Annotated in this window: 15 protein-coding genes and 2 pseudogenes; 6 read left to right on the top strand and 11 right to left on the bottom strand. The window is 41.1% G+C overall.

Going from position 1 to position 16,816, the window contains the following annotated elements:
- Positions 1 to 7 precede the first annotated feature (7 nt).
- From eutH to QUF86_RS09140, 4 genes are all read right to left on the bottom strand, one after another.
- Positions 8 to 1,279, bottom strand: coding sequence for an ethanolamine utilization protein EutH (gene eutH / locus QUF86_RS09155; protein WP_289334098.1), 1,272 nt, complete (start codon positions 1,277 to 1,279; stop codon positions 8 to 10).
- 146 nt (positions 1,280 to 1,425) lie between these two features.
- The gene (locus QUF86_RS09150; protein WP_289314692.1) at positions 1,426 to 2,010 is read right to left on the bottom strand and encodes an ANTAR domain-containing response regulator; all 585 of its coding nucleotides are present in this window, start codon (positions 2,008 to 2,010) and stop codon (positions 1,426 to 1,428) included.
- Positions 2,011 to 2,019: 9 nt separating this feature from the next.
- A complete protein-coding gene (locus QUF86_RS09145) occupies positions 2,020 to 3,399 on the bottom strand; it encodes a sensor histidine kinase (RefSeq protein ID WP_289314691.1) in 1,380 nt (459 codons plus the stop codon).
- 163 nt (positions 3,400 to 3,562) lie between these two features.
- Positions 3,563 to 3,850 (bottom strand): hypothetical protein, encoded by a 288-nt coding sequence (locus QUF86_RS09140; protein WP_289334097.1) that lies wholly within the window; start codon positions 3,848 to 3,850, stop codon positions 3,563 to 3,565.
- A 656-nt stretch (positions 3,851 to 4,506) separates the two neighbouring features.
- Here QUF86_RS09140 and QUF86_RS09135 point away from each other — a divergent pair.
- Complete coding sequence (locus QUF86_RS09135) at positions 4,507 to 4,626, top strand: DUF4023 family protein (protein WP_061465287.1); 120 nt, start codon at positions 4,507 to 4,509, stop codon at positions 4,624 to 4,626.
- 51 nt (positions 4,627 to 4,677) lie between these two features.
- Here QUF86_RS09135 and QUF86_RS09130 read toward each other — a convergent pair whose 3' ends face one another.
- The 4 genes from QUF86_RS09130 to brnQ all read right to left on the bottom strand — a co-directional run bounded on the left by QUF86_RS09130 (position 4,678) and on the right by brnQ (position 10,114).
- Positions 4,678 to 5,373 (bottom strand): hypothetical protein, encoded by a 696-nt coding sequence (locus QUF86_RS09130; protein ID WP_289334096.1) that lies wholly within the window; start codon positions 5,371 to 5,373, stop codon positions 4,678 to 4,680.
- Between the two features lie 183 nt (positions 5,374 to 5,556).
- Positions 5,557 to 7,473 carry a vWA domain-containing protein gene (locus tag QUF86_RS09125; RefSeq protein WP_289334095.1) on the bottom strand — a complete coding sequence of 639 codons (1,917 nt, stop codon included), beginning with the start codon at positions 7,471 to 7,473 and terminating at the stop codon, positions 5,557 to 5,559.
- Between the two features lie 15 nt (positions 7,474 to 7,488).
- Positions 7,489 to 8,355 carry an ATP-binding protein gene (locus tag QUF86_RS09120; protein WP_289334094.1) on the bottom strand — a complete coding sequence of 289 codons (867 nt, stop codon included), beginning with the start codon at positions 8,353 to 8,355 and terminating at the stop codon, positions 7,489 to 7,491.
- A gap of 427 nt (positions 8,356 to 8,782) precedes the next feature.
- Complete coding sequence (brnQ, locus tag QUF86_RS09115) at positions 8,783 to 10,114, bottom strand: branched-chain amino acid transport system II carrier protein (protein WP_289334093.1); 1,332 nt, start codon at positions 10,112 to 10,114, stop codon at positions 8,783 to 8,785.
- A gap of 383 nt (positions 10,115 to 10,497) precedes the next feature.
- Here brnQ and QUF86_RS09110 point away from each other — a divergent pair.
- Positions 10,498 to 11,028, top strand: a pseudogene (locus QUF86_RS09110) (sugar O-acetyltransferase).
- A 43-nt stretch (positions 11,029 to 11,071) separates the two neighbouring features.
- Here QUF86_RS09110 and QUF86_RS09105 read toward each other — a convergent pair.
- Entirely contained in the window at positions 11,072 to 11,716 is a 645-nt protein-coding gene (locus QUF86_RS09105; protein ID WP_289314685.1) for an SDR family oxidoreductase, read from the bottom strand.
- 349 nt (positions 11,717 to 12,065) lie between these two features.
- Between QUF86_RS09105 and QUF86_RS09100 the strand changes: the two genes are divergently transcribed.
- Together QUF86_RS09100 and QUF86_RS09095 are read left to right on the top strand one after the other, a co-directional pair.
- A complete protein-coding gene (locus tag QUF86_RS09100; RefSeq protein WP_101225543.1) occupies positions 12,066 to 12,329 on the top strand; it encodes a CD3324 family protein in 264 nt (87 codons plus the stop codon).
- Positions 12,330 to 12,488: 159 nt separating this feature from the next.
- Positions 12,489 to 13,124 carry a FusB/FusC family EF-G-binding protein gene (locus QUF86_RS09095; RefSeq protein WP_289334092.1) on the top strand — a complete coding sequence of 212 codons (636 nt, stop codon included), beginning with the start codon at positions 12,489 to 12,491 and terminating at the stop codon, positions 13,122 to 13,124.
- A 153-nt stretch (positions 13,125 to 13,277) separates the two neighbouring features.
- On the opposite strand, the pseudogene QUF86_RS09090 reads toward QUF86_RS09095, so the two are convergent.
- Positions 13,278 to 13,931 (bottom strand): annotated as a pseudogene (locus QUF86_RS09090) (DUF4386 domain-containing protein); the annotation flags it as partial.
- 380 nt (positions 13,932 to 14,311) lie between these two features.
- Between QUF86_RS09090 and QUF86_RS09085 the strand changes: the two are divergent.
- Both QUF86_RS09085 and QUF86_RS09080 read left to right on the top strand, forming a co-directional pair.
- Positions 14,312 to 14,887: an MEDS domain-containing protein gene (locus QUF86_RS09085; protein ID WP_289334091.1), complete on the top strand. Its 576-nt coding sequence runs from the start codon at positions 14,312 to 14,314 to the stop codon at positions 14,885 to 14,887.
- A gap of 124 nt (positions 14,888 to 15,011) precedes the next feature.
- Complete coding sequence (locus QUF86_RS09080; protein ID WP_289334090.1) at positions 15,012 to 15,305, top strand: hypothetical protein; 294 nt, start codon at positions 15,012 to 15,014, stop codon at positions 15,303 to 15,305.
- A gap of 29 nt (positions 15,306 to 15,334) precedes the next feature.
- Here QUF86_RS09080 and gltD read toward each other — a convergent pair whose 3' ends face one another.
- Positions 15,335 to 16,816, bottom strand: coding sequence for a glutamate synthase small subunit (gene gltD, locus QUF86_RS09075; protein WP_289314680.1), 1,482 nt, complete (start codon positions 16,814 to 16,816; stop codon positions 15,335 to 15,337).

The raw sequence follows: 16,816 nt of genomic DNA, 5'->3' as shown, positions 1-16,816 counted from the left end.
CTCAGTTTTACACCACTTGGATTTCGTTTCCATCTTCTTCCTTGTTTTCCCCTTTATATTCATTTATGCCGATAACTCCTGCTGCACGATCCTTTTCCTCCAATTCCAAAGCTTTCGGAACGGACAGCCAGTAAGCAAGACCGATTCCAATAACACCGGCAGATAGCTTGCCCACAATGATCGGTAATATTAAGGAGGGCTGAAAGTTGGCTGTGAAAGATAAATGATCGCCTAATAGGAAGGCCGCACACACAGCGAAGGAAATGTTTATGACCTTGTCCTTCGGCGGCATATCTTTAACAAGTTTGAACATCGCCAATATATTGGCTACCGTGGCTAATATCCCTGCACTCCCCGCTTTGCTCAATCCGATTTTCCCGCCCATCGCTTCAAGCGGCTTGCCTGCATACTTTTGAATCAGGTAAATCATTGGAAAAGCACCTGCCAGCATGATCCCGATATACCCCGCCGTTTCCAGGGCACGGAACTGGTCCGCCTTATCGGCCATGATGGGGTGGAACCCCCAAACACCAAATACAGTGGAAAACAGTCCGGTGAAAATTTCCACGATTGAAAACACAAGTACGAGTTTAATCGCGGCATCCAATATTTTCCCAAACCACATGAAACCTTTGATCATCAAATCCGGCAGGAAATAAAGACCTAACGCAAGCAATACCACAAAAATGATAAGGGGGGAAAGATTCAGGGCAATTTTCAAATAGCTCAACGCGAATTCGTATGTAGAATCCGCATTCGTGGAAATAACTTCGCGGATTTTCGAATTCGTTGTCACCACCAGCACACTTGAGATGAAAGCGCCAATCGGAATCGTCAGGATCCCTGACATGACACCAAGAGCCATGTACTTATGATCACGCTTCTCTAACATGGCAAGCCCCATTGGAATCGAGAATACAATCGTTGCTCCAGACATGAATCCGACAATCATCGCCATGATCCAGCCTTCATATGATTCCTGGAGCTCGGCAGCCAATTGGTAACCCCCCATATCCGTTGCCAAAATCGTGGTTGCAGCAAGGGCGGGATCTGCACCGATTGCAGCGAAAACCGGACCGCATACTGTATCGATGAACCATGATAAATAAGGGATTGAGGCCATGATTCCAGCAGCCGGGATGAATATATGGCCAACGGTATGCAAACCTTCCATGAATTGCTTGCCCAATCCTCGCTCACTGTCCTTAATCGATGCAAAAGCACCGACAACAGCACACACCATAATGATATAAATAACGAATTTACCTACCATCTCCATACATATTCCCCCTGGATTCCGATTTGATTTGGCCTATCGACTTTTAAAAAAGGGTATAAAAAAAGACGCCTCTTATAGCCCAAACTTAGGTTTTTCAGTAGATTTGCCTACCTATAACCAATTTGGACCATCAAAGCGCCATTGCTTCATCTATTTACTTGTTTTTGATCATTTGAAATGATCATTCGTGCCACTGTCTCCATGGATAGCTGCTTATCCATACTCAGCCTTCTCAGTTTTTTGTAAGCGGTTTCTTCTGTTACTTTCTTCCTTTTCATGATAATTCCTTTTGCCTTTTCAATGACTTTACGATTTGTGAGCGTTTCATCCAATTGAGCATTTCGTTCCTGATATTTTTTTACATTGGCGGCTTGCAGTAAAGCAATCTCCACTGCCGGAATCAAATTCGCCTCCGTTATTGGCTTTACAAGATATCCGACGATATTCGCCCGTTTCGCCTCGTCGATATATTCACGCTGGCTGAATGCAGTTAAAAGCAGGACCGGTATCTGAAAGGTATTGGATATCACTTCGCTAGCCTTGAGTCCATTCATTTTAGGCATTTTTATATCCATCAAAACGAGATCCGGCTGTAAAGCATGTGCCAATTCAACCGCCTTCTCGCCGTCACGTGCATGTCCAACCACATCGTAGCCTGCATCCTTGAGCATAATCGTTATATCAAGCAGAACGATCGATTCATCCTCCACGACCAAAATCCTCTTGACCACTTCTCCCACCTACCTCTTGTATGGAAATCTCACAGAAGCCAGGGTACCTTCTTTAATCCGATGAATCGAAAACTCCCCATCCAAATCATTTTCCACCGTCATACGGATGATATCCAGCCCCAAAGAAGGTTTCACTGCCGGCGAATAGCCGATGCCATCATCTCTTACTTGAATCTCCAATTCAGAACCATCCTTTTGAAAGCATACGGTAATCTTCCCTTCCGTACCTTCCATGAAAGCGTGCTTCACACAATTATGAATCAGCTCATTCACCACCAGCGCGACGGAAATGCCAATGTCGGAATCAATGGAATGAAGCTCACCCGTATATTCAATGCTTAGGACGTTACGGGTATGATCCTCCGTATAAACGATCATATCGCCTATTTTCTTAATAAGCTCCAGTAAATCCACGTGATCCGCATGGCTGCTTGCCAAAATGATTTCATAAACCGACGATATGCTTAACACCCGGTTCAAACTGACCAATAAATGGGGCTTGCTTTCTTCAGGGGCCCCTATCCTCATTTGCAGCCGAAGTAAACTGGCAACAGTCTGCAAATTATTCTTCACCCTATGATGAATTTCACGAATGGCTACTGACTTGCTAATCAGCTCTCTCTCTTTATCCCGCAGTTCAGTCAGATCCCGGATGATGATGAATGTTTCATCGGAATTCTTGTTGCCTAAATGGAATTTCTTAATTTGGAAAGTCTTTTTACCAATATTAATTTCTTTCATTAAAATCTCTTCTTTTGAAGCAAGAACATCGGCAAAGTCAGGAAAACAATCGAAAATGGAGTCCCCCAAGACACAGTCCCTCAAACCTATTTCCGTTACTAGATTAATGGCAGCAGGATTCATATAAACAAGTCGGTTCTGGTTATTGATCAGGAAAATGGACTCTTCGATGAATTCAGGAACTAAGGAATTTTGTTGATCTTGCCTTTCAAACTGATTTGAAGTTTCAGGTTCTTCCTGAATCACCTTTTCCATGATCAAAACGGCTATGACCCGATTGCATTCTCCCTTGACCGGAACGACACTTTGCTGGACCATTGCCCCCTCTTGAGTCAATGCCCGATTCACGAACATCTCCTTTCCGGTGCGCAATACATAAAATACTGCCGGCTCGAAAGCCTCATAGGCAAATTTCCCGACAACCGGATGATCATAAGCCGATTTTACAGAATATGCGCTTGCCTCTGCCACGACTATGGCATGCTTCCCTTCACGCACCGGACAATCAATAAAGACATTCGCTTTATTCAAATTGGCTATCAACGATAAATTCGTTGATAGGTTTTCAAGAATTTGAATATCCTTGTCCAGTAGGTGAGTATGCATCTCACATAATTCTCGGACAGCAGTTGTAGTTGTCCGTTCCATAGGCAAAACCCCAATAACGTTTATTCATGGATATTATTATTGATTATTATAGATACCGTCCCTATTTTTGTCAATATTCAAAATATTCAAATGTTATATATCCTGACATTAGATAGCAAGGAAAAAATGTCCTCTTTTTTAAGAGAACATTTTTTCCTTGCTATTATAATCCTAACATTGGATACGCTTTTATATACTCTTTATTATTTATTTGAAGAACTAACTCTTTATAATTTTTATCCTCAAATTGTATTTTAGATTCGAAGATTTTTGTTCCCTTTTCTAAAACATTAGATTCTCCATCCGCATTAGGAGTGCTATTGCTACTAATTTTTCGAATAACTTCTCCTACTTCATTCCCTATATCTTGAACTTCAACAGGTTCATCAGTAATTCTGTAAGATTGCCCTTCCCAAACAATTGAAGGTGGTACATCTTCGAATAATCCCAATTTATCACTGCTAACAAAACCAACAACTAATAGTATTGCCACTAAAAAAAATGAAGATTTTTTGAAAATAATTTCACCTCAGCCCTTTATACTAATATAAAATTTTTATATATGTTTTTGTTGTATGATAGTACGTTACATAAGTTGTGCTTATTAGTTTTCCAGCGCCTGTATATGATTTTACTTGATATCTGGTAGCAATTAAATCTCCATAGATGGCAGGTCTACTCCATTTTTTTGGATTCGCTTTAATTGAGTACCTGTTTTTATAATTCAATTAAATCATCTGAATCGCATCATGGTGTTTCATTTTTGAAATTTAATTCCCCAAATTTGAGACAAGTATCTGGCGTTTTAGCATAAGGTTGTTTGTTCATGTTAGAAATGGCAGGATATTTTTATAATAGTAATCGTTGTTGGTTTAATTTCCGGGTTAAACGTAACAGGAATTCACGAAGGATATTAAGGAAGGGTTTAGAGAAGTCTCGTTTGGTGCTATGCTAGTAGGTCGGGGTGGTTTCATTTCATAAAAAATATTTTAATTCCACACATTACCATCTATCCTATTTATAAGAAAGTCAACATTTCTTCCACACTCATGAATTTCACCTCTTCTGGTTATAGTAAAGAAGAAACTAACGGAGGAGGTTCATTCCATGAAAAGTTCAAAGGAATTTGTGGAAAGCATTCAAGAGCAGCAGAAAAAGGAAGAAGGCAATTTTCGCCGTCAAGGTAACGGTAATCCCGCTCAGAAATTACCGAATAAAAAACATTAATGAAGATCGCAATTCAAAAAATCCCTGCCTTATTTCAAGGCAGGGATTTCTTCACCCCGATGTACTCTTTTTCTTCTTCATCACTTCGATTTCTTTTGAAAATGTGTCTTCTATCTCTTTTTTATTTCCATATAAAAAGAGGTTATCCCCTAATTTAACTTTATACTCATATAACTCTTTCCTGATTTTCACTTCTCCGCTTTCAATAAATAAAATATTGATGTCTGCTCCATCCGATATGACATCAAACGCTTTGACATCTATGAATTCAGAGTCCTCATAAATATCAATCTCCATGACCACGTCATCATCTTCTAAAAATAGGACCTCCTCTATCGGGTGCTCCCATAATTCATAATGATTATACATTTCACTTTTCAACTTATTCGATATTCTATTATTCAGGAATGGCGTCTTCACAAAAATGGTTAAGACCACCAATACACCAATAATGATGCTTAACTCCATCAAGCGTAGGTCATCTGTAAGCAATGTACTGATCGATGAAATGATGACAGCAAGTGAGAAAGCACCAAATAATATTAAAAACATGCTTATTTTCCTGCGAACGGGATGATCAATAATGGATTTTGACTCATCAGTTGTAAAACCAGTACCTGTCAGCATGGAGATAACCTGAAATCTGGCTACTGTGCTTTTTAATCCAGTCAATTTCAGCAAGGTAACTGATATTTCAATAACAAGAACAATGATTATAAAGTAAAGTAACATAAACAGTAAATTCATCAACACGATCACTTCCTCATTTATTGTTTACCCCAATCCCACCAAAAGAATCGCATCCTTTTTTCTTTTCAAGCTTCTCATCAAAATATTCACTTACTGCAAATAACTGATATGAAACAAAAAAAAACACAGTAAGATCCAAATCAGAATCCTACTGCGTTTTTCCCTATATACACCTAATTCTTAAATGGTCTTCAGCAGTAGCTTTTTTAGCAACGGTGTAAATTGCTCTGGCAATTCAGCTACACTCGGAATCATTAGCCGTTCTTTGCCATAGATGTTTTTCATCGTCAATTCTTCACTTTCATCGACGCCTCCATCCGCTAAAAACAGGCCTATGACTTCTATGCCTTTTTTCCTGGCTTCCGATACGGCAAGATGTGTATCGACAATTCCATTTTGATCATAATCGCTTGCTGCCGGCTCACCATCAGAAAATACGAGCAAGAAACGGTTTTTTTCGCGCCTTTTTTCCAATTCCATTGTGGCCACCCTGATGCTGTATCCGTCCCGGTTGTCTTCCTCCGGTTCAAGCTGCATGATTTTCGCTCCTGAGTTCAGATAAAAAGAATCGGAATGGGACTGGATTACATGGAAGTAATTCGGCTGATATCCTTCTCTCACTTCATTCGCATCTTCCCAAAATCCCACGATCGAATGGGGGATCCTTAATTTTTTCAGCACTTCATGAAACAGGACGACCCCTCGTTTCGTTTCATCCATTTTGTTATGCATGGAGGCCGAGCAATCGATAAGCAATGTGAATACGGCATCCAATTCATTTGAATCCTGGTTCTTTTTATAAAAGACCCTTGGATTTTCTTCAAGTACAAGCGGCAGTAATTTCTTCGATAAACGACCAAAAACCAAATCTTTTCTTGGTGCATTCTTTTTATTTTCCAGTGTCTTTTCAATTGTACTGGAAAGTTTCCTCTTAAACGGTTCGATATCCGCAACAAACTCACGGTAGCGTTTCTCTTCCGAAAGTGTTGGTATTTTTGCTTCCTTGATTACTTGGACGACGTCTTTATTTTCTTCACCAAATGGATGTTCACCACTTTTGCCCATATTGGTTTGTTTCTTCTCCAGCGTTTCCTGCTGATTGTATTCCTTTTGTTTACTTTCCCCTGATGAACCCTGGATCGAAGCCAGCGCTTGGTCGGCATCTTCCGCTTCTCGGGCACCGCCGCCCATAAGACTTGTTTTCGTTCCCTGCTCCAATTCAAATTGAAGGAAAGTCGAATTACTCTCGCCGTTCTTATTCTCCCGGTGCCAAGTTGAGAATTTCTCATCAATGAACTCACTTTTTTCTTCGTCTACCTCTTCTGTATCATCGTTAACCAGTTCATCATTTCTAGTCAGTTCATCAAATAAGGTATTTGCCTTATACTTTTCCACATTTGCAATGGGGAAGATGAAATATTCATTGATCGTATCCTCGTATCCATCGTTCACACGGAAAACGATTTGCTCGCAAATCCTCGTGATATCACTGGTTTTAGTGGCTTCAAAGACAGAATGGATGAACGGTTTGATTTTCTCCAGCTCTTCCAGCTGCCGTACATTGGCTCTGGGAAAAATCGGATCCGGACGGTCGGATTGAAGCAGTAAATAGATGAGGCAGTATAATTCATCCAGCGCAAAACTTCTTGTGACATTCGTTGCTAATTGGCTTTCGAAATATTGTTTAAGGTAAGCTCCCCTTACCGAAAACCATTTTTTCGTGCCCGGCCTTTCTTTCTTCACCAATTCTTCCAATCGCAAATCTTCCATTATAGCGAATAATTGGGCTCCAAACTTCGGAAGCGAACTTTCCCCGATGATGTCCTGGTACTCCTTCATGCTCTGGATTGTTGAATGATGCAGCGTACCTATCGTTCTAAGGAGCACGTCCGTTTTCAGTCCCGCTTCCTTCACTTCCTTATTGCCATTTTCCCAAAAATGGCTGGCTGTGACCTTATTCTCGATCAGATCAATGAAGGAACCATAATTATATTCGAATTCCAGCTCAGAAATGCCGGATAAGACAGTCGAGAGATCCTGAAGCTGTAAAAAAAGGGCCGTATCGATTATTGAATCATTAAACCGGATATACTTCATGAGGCATTCTCCTAGTTAGAATAATGTGTCAGCCAAGTTCTTCACAAACTCACGCTCCCGCTCCTCGTCCAACTTATCCACAATGGAACGAAGAATCGCCCGTTTCGGCGGGATCAATATACTCAGATCGCAAGCATCAAGCAAAGCCCTGATCGATGCCGCATCTTCAGCGACCTTCCCTTGATTCACGGCATTTATCAAATCACTCGACAGTTTAACGAACAATTCAATACTTCTTGGGTCCTTCAACTTTGTATTGGTTTCTATCAATTGCTTTAACTGCTCCCCTTCGATATAGGGAACTTCGATTACGACAAACCTATTTTTCAACGCTTCATTCAGCGGCACTGTACCGACATACCCTTCATTGATTGCAGCAATCACATTAAAGCCATCTTTTGCAGTGATGACTTCATTCGTGAACGGATTCGTTATCGTCCTTCTGTAATCAAGCACCCCATTGATTAGCGGCAGTGTTTCCGGTTTTGCCATGTTGATTTCATCTATATATAAGAAATGACCGTGATTCATTGAATTGGTCACAGGTCCGGGTACGAATTCTATCACCTGTTTTTCTTCTTTATAAGCCAACGTCTTGAAGCCCAATAAACTTTCGGCATCCAAGTCGACTGAGCAGTTGACACTGAACATTGGCTGGTTGAATAAATTCGATAATGTCTCGGCAAACTTTGTCTTTCCTGCCCCTGTCGGACCCTTCAAAAGGATATTCTTCCCCATGCTTAAGGCAGTGATGGCATCTACCATCAACTCCATCTCGGGAGGCAGATATCCGCCGCTCCTGATCAATTCCTCGTATTGAGCAGGATTTTTTTTATTAGCTTCTAATATATTTGCTATTTCTATTGGTAGTCGATTGATCATTGTGTTCCTACACCCCTTTCTGAACATTTTAAGGCTCTTTCCCATTAAAAACAAACACTAAGAAAAAGAGCTGTCATCAAGACAGCTCCCAGACTGTGACAAACTAGAAGAAAAGTGTGTTTGCCTGCAGTTTTTTATTTAAATGACGTTCCAGTTGATTTCAGAAATCCGCTCCCTTTCCGCCGACTGTCTGCCAAGCCACATCAAAGCAAGCGCCTGTGGGGTCTCGGCAAGCCAGTTATTCGGCAGGAGTGTCGCAAATTTCTTCAATCCAATAAGGATTATAGTAAAAAAACATTAAGGATAATCTAGTCTTGTTTTAAAATCATGGTTCGGGATGAGAGCATTCCGAATCCCCTTTTGTCGACAAACTGAAGAGCTGTCATCAAGACAGCTCCTTTCATGCTCATATAGTGAATGCTGACCCTTAATAGGCTTCCTTAGGGTCCCCTTTCATCAGGTATATCATATAGCCCAATACACCGCCGATGATGGCAGGCATCACCCATCCTATCCCTACACTATATAGTGGAAGGTATTGGGTGAAAAAGTTCGAAACAGCATCCAATTTAATGCCTGATGCCACTACTCCATCCATTATGCTGATGATGGCCGTTAATAATAAGCTTCCTAAGTATACCTCCGATTTCCCTTTGAAAAGGGAATGGAAGAACGTCAGAACGATCAAAACGATCGCCACCGGATAAAGCGCGGTTAACACAGGCACTGAAATTGAAATGAGCTTTGTCAAACCTACATTTGCAACAGCCGCACTAAAAACGGAGAAGATGACGACAAATGATTTATACGATACAGCAGGCAGTATTTTATTGAAATACGCAGAACAAGCCGTTATCAACCCAATGCTTGTCGTCAGGCATGCTGCGATCACGATCAACCCTAACAACACGGCACCAGCCGATCCGAAAAAATGATTCGAGGCTTGAGCCAAAACGTCTCCGCCATTACCCAGTTGACCTAGTTTTTCCACACTTGTTGCCCCGACATAAGTCAATGCCGTATACACGATCACCAACAAGGTTGCAGCTATCAAGCCAGCTTTCATACAGAAGCCTAACACTTCTTTTCTTGAAGTGATCCCCCTGTCTTTGATCGCGTTGATGACAATGATACCAAATGCAAATCCGGCCAGCGTATCCATGGTCAAATATCCTTCTTTAAATCCCTTGAAGAAAGAATTATCTGAATAATCTGCCACTGGTGACTGGATTTCACCCATTGGGTTAATAATTGCGACTACAATGAGAATCCCGATAAAAATCAATAATAACGGTGTTAATATTTTTCCGACGATATCCAGCATCTTGGATGGATTGATGGACAATAAACAGGCAATTCCAAAGTATATGATAGTGAATACCAGCAATGGTAAAAAACCGACGTCATTGGAAAGGAAAGGTTTGATCCCTATTTCGTAAGAGACACTTCCCGTTCTCGGAAGCGCGAAAAGCGGTCCCAAAGATAAATAAAGAACGACTGTGAAAATGATGCCGAATAACGGGTGTGCCCTGCTTGCAAGCGATTGAACATCATTTTTTCCCGAAAAACCAAATGCCAATATTGTAATGAATGGCAATCCAACACCAGTAATGATGAATCCTAAACTAGCCGACCATAAATTGGTCCCAGCGGATTGACCGAGCATGGCAGGGAAAATTAAGTTTCCTGCACCAAAAAATAAAGCAAAAAGCATTAATCCTGTTACAACGATAAAAGAAAGTGGTGCTTTCTGTGACATATTGAGCCCTCCATTATTTTGATTATCTTAACGAAGAAAAGAGTTGCCCATCCATTTCCGATAAAAAAGTGAAATGAGCTTCGGTCCATTCTACTTATCTATTAAAATGCACCTTCATGAAACTATTGATTATTGATAACTCTCCTTACTATAAAATTCGGCGGAACGTTTGTCAAAGCTATTTCACTCATTATTCGGAAAAATCTTTCTTTTCTTACTTCTTTTTATGAAACTGAGAGAGGCATTCAGATTCAACAGAAAATTTGAGTAAAATGTCCTGCAATTTATTTTGCAGGAAAAATGTTTTAATATTCAGATATTTAAATAAACTATATAAAAAGTAAAAAAATAGGAAGAGTAAACATGAATACTGAAAAAGAAAAATGGTGAGCGGGGAACCTTATATGGCCGCTGATCCGGAATTAATAAGAGATAGGGAAAATGCTAGAAAGATGACCGGTTATACAATCAGACAACGGAAAGCGAAGGGGATGAACGAAGGGCACTACTGAAACAGCTTTTAGGTTCCACTGGACTAAATGTTTATATTGAACCCACTTTCTATTGTGACTATGGATACAATATTTCTGTCGGGGAAAACTTTTATGCTAATTTCGATTGTGTCATTTTGGATGTTTGTGAAGTGAAGATTGGCAAGTCCCGGAGTGCATATCTATACGGCCACACACCCGCTGAATCCCTTCGAACGCAGTTTTGGAGTGGAATACGGAAAACCGGTTACGATTGGGGATCATGTATGGATTGGCGGAAGGGCCATCATCAATCCTGGCGTTACAATAGCGAGTCATTCCGTCGTCGCTTCAGGGGCCGTCGTAACAAAGTATGTTCCTGAAGGCGTTGTTGACGGTGGAAACCCAGCGAGGGTCATCAAGCATATTGAGGGAATTAAATAGCAGAGCTCACTCGACGCTGAGTGGCTCTGCCTCCTTTTTTTCGTTATATTTTCCTTAATGCTTCCGCGATTGCAGTATCACCGGAGATTAAATCAAATGAACGCTTGTAGGTATTTTCTTCAGTTAAAGAAGCAAGAATAGTTCGAGCCACATCTTCACGGGCAATCGAACCTCTTTCCAATTCTTCGGCGGCGGTCACTTTGCCCGTTCCCGGTTCATTAACCAGACCGCCAGGCCGAATGATGGTATAATTCAAATCGCTTTGTAACAATGCCCTATCCGCATAGTGCTTGGCCACATAATACGGTTTGATGGCTTCATTCCAGTTTTCGCGATTATTGGCCTGAAAAGCACTCACCATGATGAATCGGTTGATTCCCAAGTTTTCTGCCGCTTCAATCGTTTTAACTGCACCATCCAGATCAATCAACAGCGTTTGATCAGCGCCGGTGCTTCCTCCGGATCCTGCTGTAAACACGATGGCATCACAGCCTTTCGCCGCATTCGCAATCTCATCCACTGTTCCCGTTAAACTGACGACTGCAGCTTCAATTCCATTTTTCTCAAAATGCTTCCTCTGATCTTCTTTGCGAATCATTGCCCGTACAGTATGATCCGGACTATCTTTTAATAAATCCACCAGATGTTTACCGATCTGCCCATTTGCCCCAACTACGAATACTTTCATGAAAGTCAGCTCCCATAATGGTTAGTTTGATTTCATTTCAAATTATTTCATGTACTTAGATCATTATCAAACAATCAGCCCGCCATTCATTGGAAAAAGTTTGGCAACCACCCTTATATATTTTATAATAATGACAGTACGTGTTCTTCTGGGACACAAAAGGGAGGTGTAAAGATGGCAATAAGAATGTTAATGCCACCTTCTGCAGCGTCTCATGCAAAGCCTAGTATTGGAGGCGATACTTTGCATGGGGTTAAATTAAGCTAAACTTAATCGCCCGACTTATCATTTCTAATATTTGGCTTTGCACCTTATTTCATTCTTAAAAAAGAATAAGGGGCTGGCAGAAATGAAATATGTAAAAGCAACGGCCGTGTTGCCTGAAAAGCTGATCGTTGAAATTCAAAAGTATGTGCAAGGTGAAACCATATATATCCCGAAACCTGAAAAGGCCCATCACAAATGGGGAACCCGTTCGGGATCAAGGGAATTGATCGATGACCGAAATGCCTCTATAAAATATGCATTCAAGGACGGGCATACCATCCATCAATTAGCCGAGGAACATTTTCTCTCCGCGGAAACCATTAAGAAAATCGTTTATTCTAAATAGGATTGCATGGGCAGCACTGATAATGATATCAGTGCTATTCATATGCCAAGAATGTTTCTTAGTCGTTTTCCCCCTTTTAATGCAGATGCGATTTCTGTAAAGTATATAAAAACGGTATCATGTTACAAGTATCGCGCAATAAAAACAGGAGTGAAGAAAATGGAACCTTTTATCAGAAGCGAGCAATATAACTTCATTAAATCCCAAACGCAGATTCTTATAAATGGACACGCGACGGCCAACGATAAGGATGTGATCAACACCCTGAAAACTGTTGCCAAAGAAAGAGTATTAAGCTTATTCAGTGACTTGAGCGAAGAACAAAAACAACTGCTGGATCCAGTAGATACCATTAAAGATCCCCCACAAGCCGAAGCCTTTCTCTTACAGGTAAAACCGTTTGTGATCCCATTTAAAGAAGTAAGCGAAAAAACGATAAAAAAATTGTTTTCTAAAGCAAAGAAATTAAAAGCCCCTTTGTTGGAAAACATCGATTTGAGAGAGATTTCATACTTGGGATGGGATGATGGCGGATCCGGAAAGAAATTCATCATTGCACCCCATCATAATAAACTCACCGGATTGCATGGAACTATTAAACCCGCCAACAAAAAAGGGATCTGTGCCATATGCAGCCGCTTTGAAGAAGTAGGGATGTTCATGTCTGAAACAAAAGGAACCGTCCAAGGGACATTCATTAAAAAAGGGAATTATATTTGCCTGGATAGTATGAAATGTAACCAGAACATAACCACTTTAGATAAAATGACCGATTTAATCGAGCGGCTGAAATAATACGGAAAAGCAATCCTTCAAATGGTGAAGGATTGCTTTTTTGGGTTTTGTTATACATTCATGTTATTTTTGAATGTGTGCATTTTATGAACTAACGCATTTTACTCAACAGCCTCAATAAGTACAGCTCCTAATTTTGGAAGGTTATCGCCTTTATTGAACTTTAACACCCTTAATCAAAAGCCAGAAAGCTAATGATAACTCCCCAATCACACCAGGTATGGCTACAATCAATAAGAATATCGTTTTATAGTCGGTATAGTTGGTCAGAAGAAAATGTGCAAAACTGTCTATTAAATACCCAGCAGATGCAATGACCAGGAAGATCCCGATCAATCTTGGCATGTAGCCTCCTGACCTGATTATTAAATAACCAACTACAAACAAATGAAAGCCAAAAAACACCAACCCAATTAGCCATCCATTATTGAAAGCATCGATTAATGACAGCACTTGAGCATGTATCTGTTCAGGTGTGAATGCCGCCAAATATTCAGTACCGCTTAGCAGTTGCAGTACACCCCGGAAATTATGCAAGGCGAACCCAAAGATGGCGGTGTACACCAACCTAAACCACGCAGCGAGCATCGCCAGATTCTTATTAACGGGTTTAAGCAGAACATACAGAACCCAAGCTAACAGCACATCAAGAATGAGCACGATAACAAAGCTAATGAATCCAGTCCTAAATAACATCTCATTGGTCATGATGTTAGTGGCAGTTGCTGCTGCATCATCAAAGACGATAAGTCCTTCAAGAACAGAAAAGTTAGAAAACATCGCAAGTATTGCCATAAGCAATAGCCCTACTCCTGCGACTCTAGAATAATGGAGTGGCGGCGTTTACGGTTTGTCATTTCTGACTCCTCCTAATTTCCTGCTAACTTTACAATATTCGAAGTACTATTGTCATAGAATCAAAAAGATTGCTGTGGTAAAATTTATTCTCTTTTCTCGAACGGCCTTGAAATTCGTATTCTCAAAGATATAAAGAATTGCTAATAATCGATAACAACATGCATGATTACTATCTTCTATATTCATTACCGTTTTTGTTGAGTTATCGATCCCCCTGCTGCCGTGGCGCTTCTTCAATCAACACCTTTACCTGCTGTCACCAATTGATTTTGTTCTGTTTACACAAATCTAGTATAATTGAGGAGATACATGAGAGAAGGAATGATATATTGAAAAGTAAAATGAATCAGTTGTTTGAAGACCAAAAGAACGTTCATGTGCTGTATTCCTATAATGAAAAGGAAAATTACATCAAACAGGTTTTAAGTTATATCCAAGATGGCGTCGCGGCGGGAGACTACGTTATTCTTATTGAAAATGACCGTATTTATCCCATTATTCACAGAGAACTGAGTGCACGATTAGCGAAAGAGCAAATGGAGTTCATTCACTTTGTGAACAACTTCGATTTCTATTGTTCAAGCGGCAGTTATCATCCCCCTGCAATCGAAGAATACTTTAATAAAACAGTACAGCCCTATGTGGAAAATAAAATCTCTTTCCGATCATGGGCACATGTGGAGTGGGCGACCATGGAAGAGCCACTGCATATCATAGAAGATTTTGAGAGAACAGTAGATGAGGCAGTAAATCTGCTGTCATTTCCATTAATTTGTGCGTACGAAGGTGCTAGGATGCCAGACTACCTAAAAAAGATATTGATGGAAACACACCCTTATGTTCTAACCGACGATGATATCATCACCTCGGAACAATACTTGCCATCTAATGCTGTGAAAAAATAGACAACATGCTTAGGAATTCTCCTAAGCGTGTTTTTTTGCCATGCATTTTATTGAGTTACCGACCACTTGTTATGAATTCCTTGTATATTTAAGCCGTAGTATTGTTAGTTTTGAGCGTTTGCTCATGAATTTTCGTGATTTACTCGTAAGTTTCATGCTTTTACTCGTGAGTTTCGTGCGTTTACTCGTGAGTTTCGTGCGTTTACTCGTGAGTTTCGTGCGTTTACTCGTGAGTTTCGTGCGTTTACTCGTGAGTTTCATGCTTTTACTCGTGAGTTTCGTGCGTTTACTCGTGAGTTTCGTGCGTTTACTCGTGAATTTCGTGCGTTTACTCGTGAGTTTCGTGCGTTTACTCGTGAGTTTCATGCTTTTACTCGTGAATTCCACATTTCCCACCACAAAAAAAGAAGCGCCATAATGATTGATATGGCACTTCTTCTTTTACAATTATGGCAATACCGATGCGCCCATCAAGTAGCGGTCCACTTCACGTGCTACTTCACGGCCTTCATTTATCGCCCAAACGATGAGGCTTTGGCCTCTCCTTGCATCTCCGGCAGCGAAAACGCCTTCGACATTCGTTCTGTATTCGCCATAGACGGCATCAATTTTTTGATTGACTGTTTCTACGCCAAATTGAGTTAATAGTGGCTGTTCAGTGCCTTCAAATCCGATTGCGATGAAAACGAATTGTGCAGGCCATACTTTTTCAGTTCCTGGAACTTCCCTGAAAATGTATATTCCATCTTCACCTTTGATTTTTTCCATTGAGATTGTATGCAGTTCTTTAACGTTGCCATTTTCATCGGCTACGATTTTCTTTGTTTGGATGGAATATTGACGCGGATCTGCACCAAATTTCGCTTCCGCTTCTTCATACGCATATTCTAGTGAAAATACATTCGGGTAGGCCGGCCACATATTATCAGATGTACGGGCCGTCGGAAGGATTGGATGCTTCCCGAATTGTACGACGCTCTTACATTCCTGGCGAAGGGCAGTTGCGACACAGTCCGCTCCTGTATCCCCGCCGCCGATGACGATGACATCCTTACCCTTCGTGTCTAAAAATTTGCCGTCTTCAAAATTGGAGTCCAACAGGCTTTTAGTCGAAGTGGTCAAGTAATCCATAGCAAGGTGAATGCCTGATGCCCCGCGGCCTTCAATTTCCAGGTCACGCTGCTTTTGTGCACCTGTGCATAGGATGACTGCATCATATTGATCTTGCAGTTCCTCGGCTGAAATATCTTTGCCCACTTCCGTATTGGTAATGAAATCGATGCCTTCTTGGGTCAATAATTTGATCCGGCGTGCAACGACATCTTTTTCAAGTTTCATGTTCGGGATGCCGTATGTCAACAGCCCGCCTGCACGGTCTGCGCGCTCATAAACCGTGACAGAATGACCTGCTTGATTTAACTGATCGGCACTCGCCAATCCTGCTGGGCCTGAACCGATGATGGCAATTTTCTTGCCAGTTCTGCTCTCAGGGATGCGAGGCGTGATCCAGCCATTTTCAAATCCTTTATCGATGATGGTCCGTTCAATGTTCTTGATGGTAACCGCAGGGTCGCTTATCGCTACCGTACAAGAACCTTCACACGGGGCCGGGCAAACTCGCCCGGTGAATTCAGGGAAATTATTCGTTTTCGACAAACGGTCCAATGCTTCTTTCCATCTGCCGCGGTAAACCAAATCATTCCACTCCGGGATCAGATTATGAATCGGACAGCCTGTTGTGACTCGGTTCAATTCCATGCCCATATGGCAGAAAGGGGTCGCGCAGTCCATACACCGCGCTCCCTGTGTACTTAACTTTTCATCAGAGAAAGGAGCTGTATACTCTCTCCAGTCGCTTAAACGAGTGAGAGGATTCCGGTCTGTTGGTTTTTCTCGCGGATAATCCATAAATCCTGTTGCTTTTCCCAT

The sequence above is a fragment of the Peribacillus sp. NJ11 genome, from assembly GCF_030348405.1.
Classification (GTDB): domain Bacteria; phylum Bacillota; class Bacilli; order Bacillales; family DSM-1321; genus Peribacillus.
The sequence above is the reverse complement of the archived record's forward strand: the minus strand, read 5'-3'. Positions and strand labels throughout refer to the sequence as shown.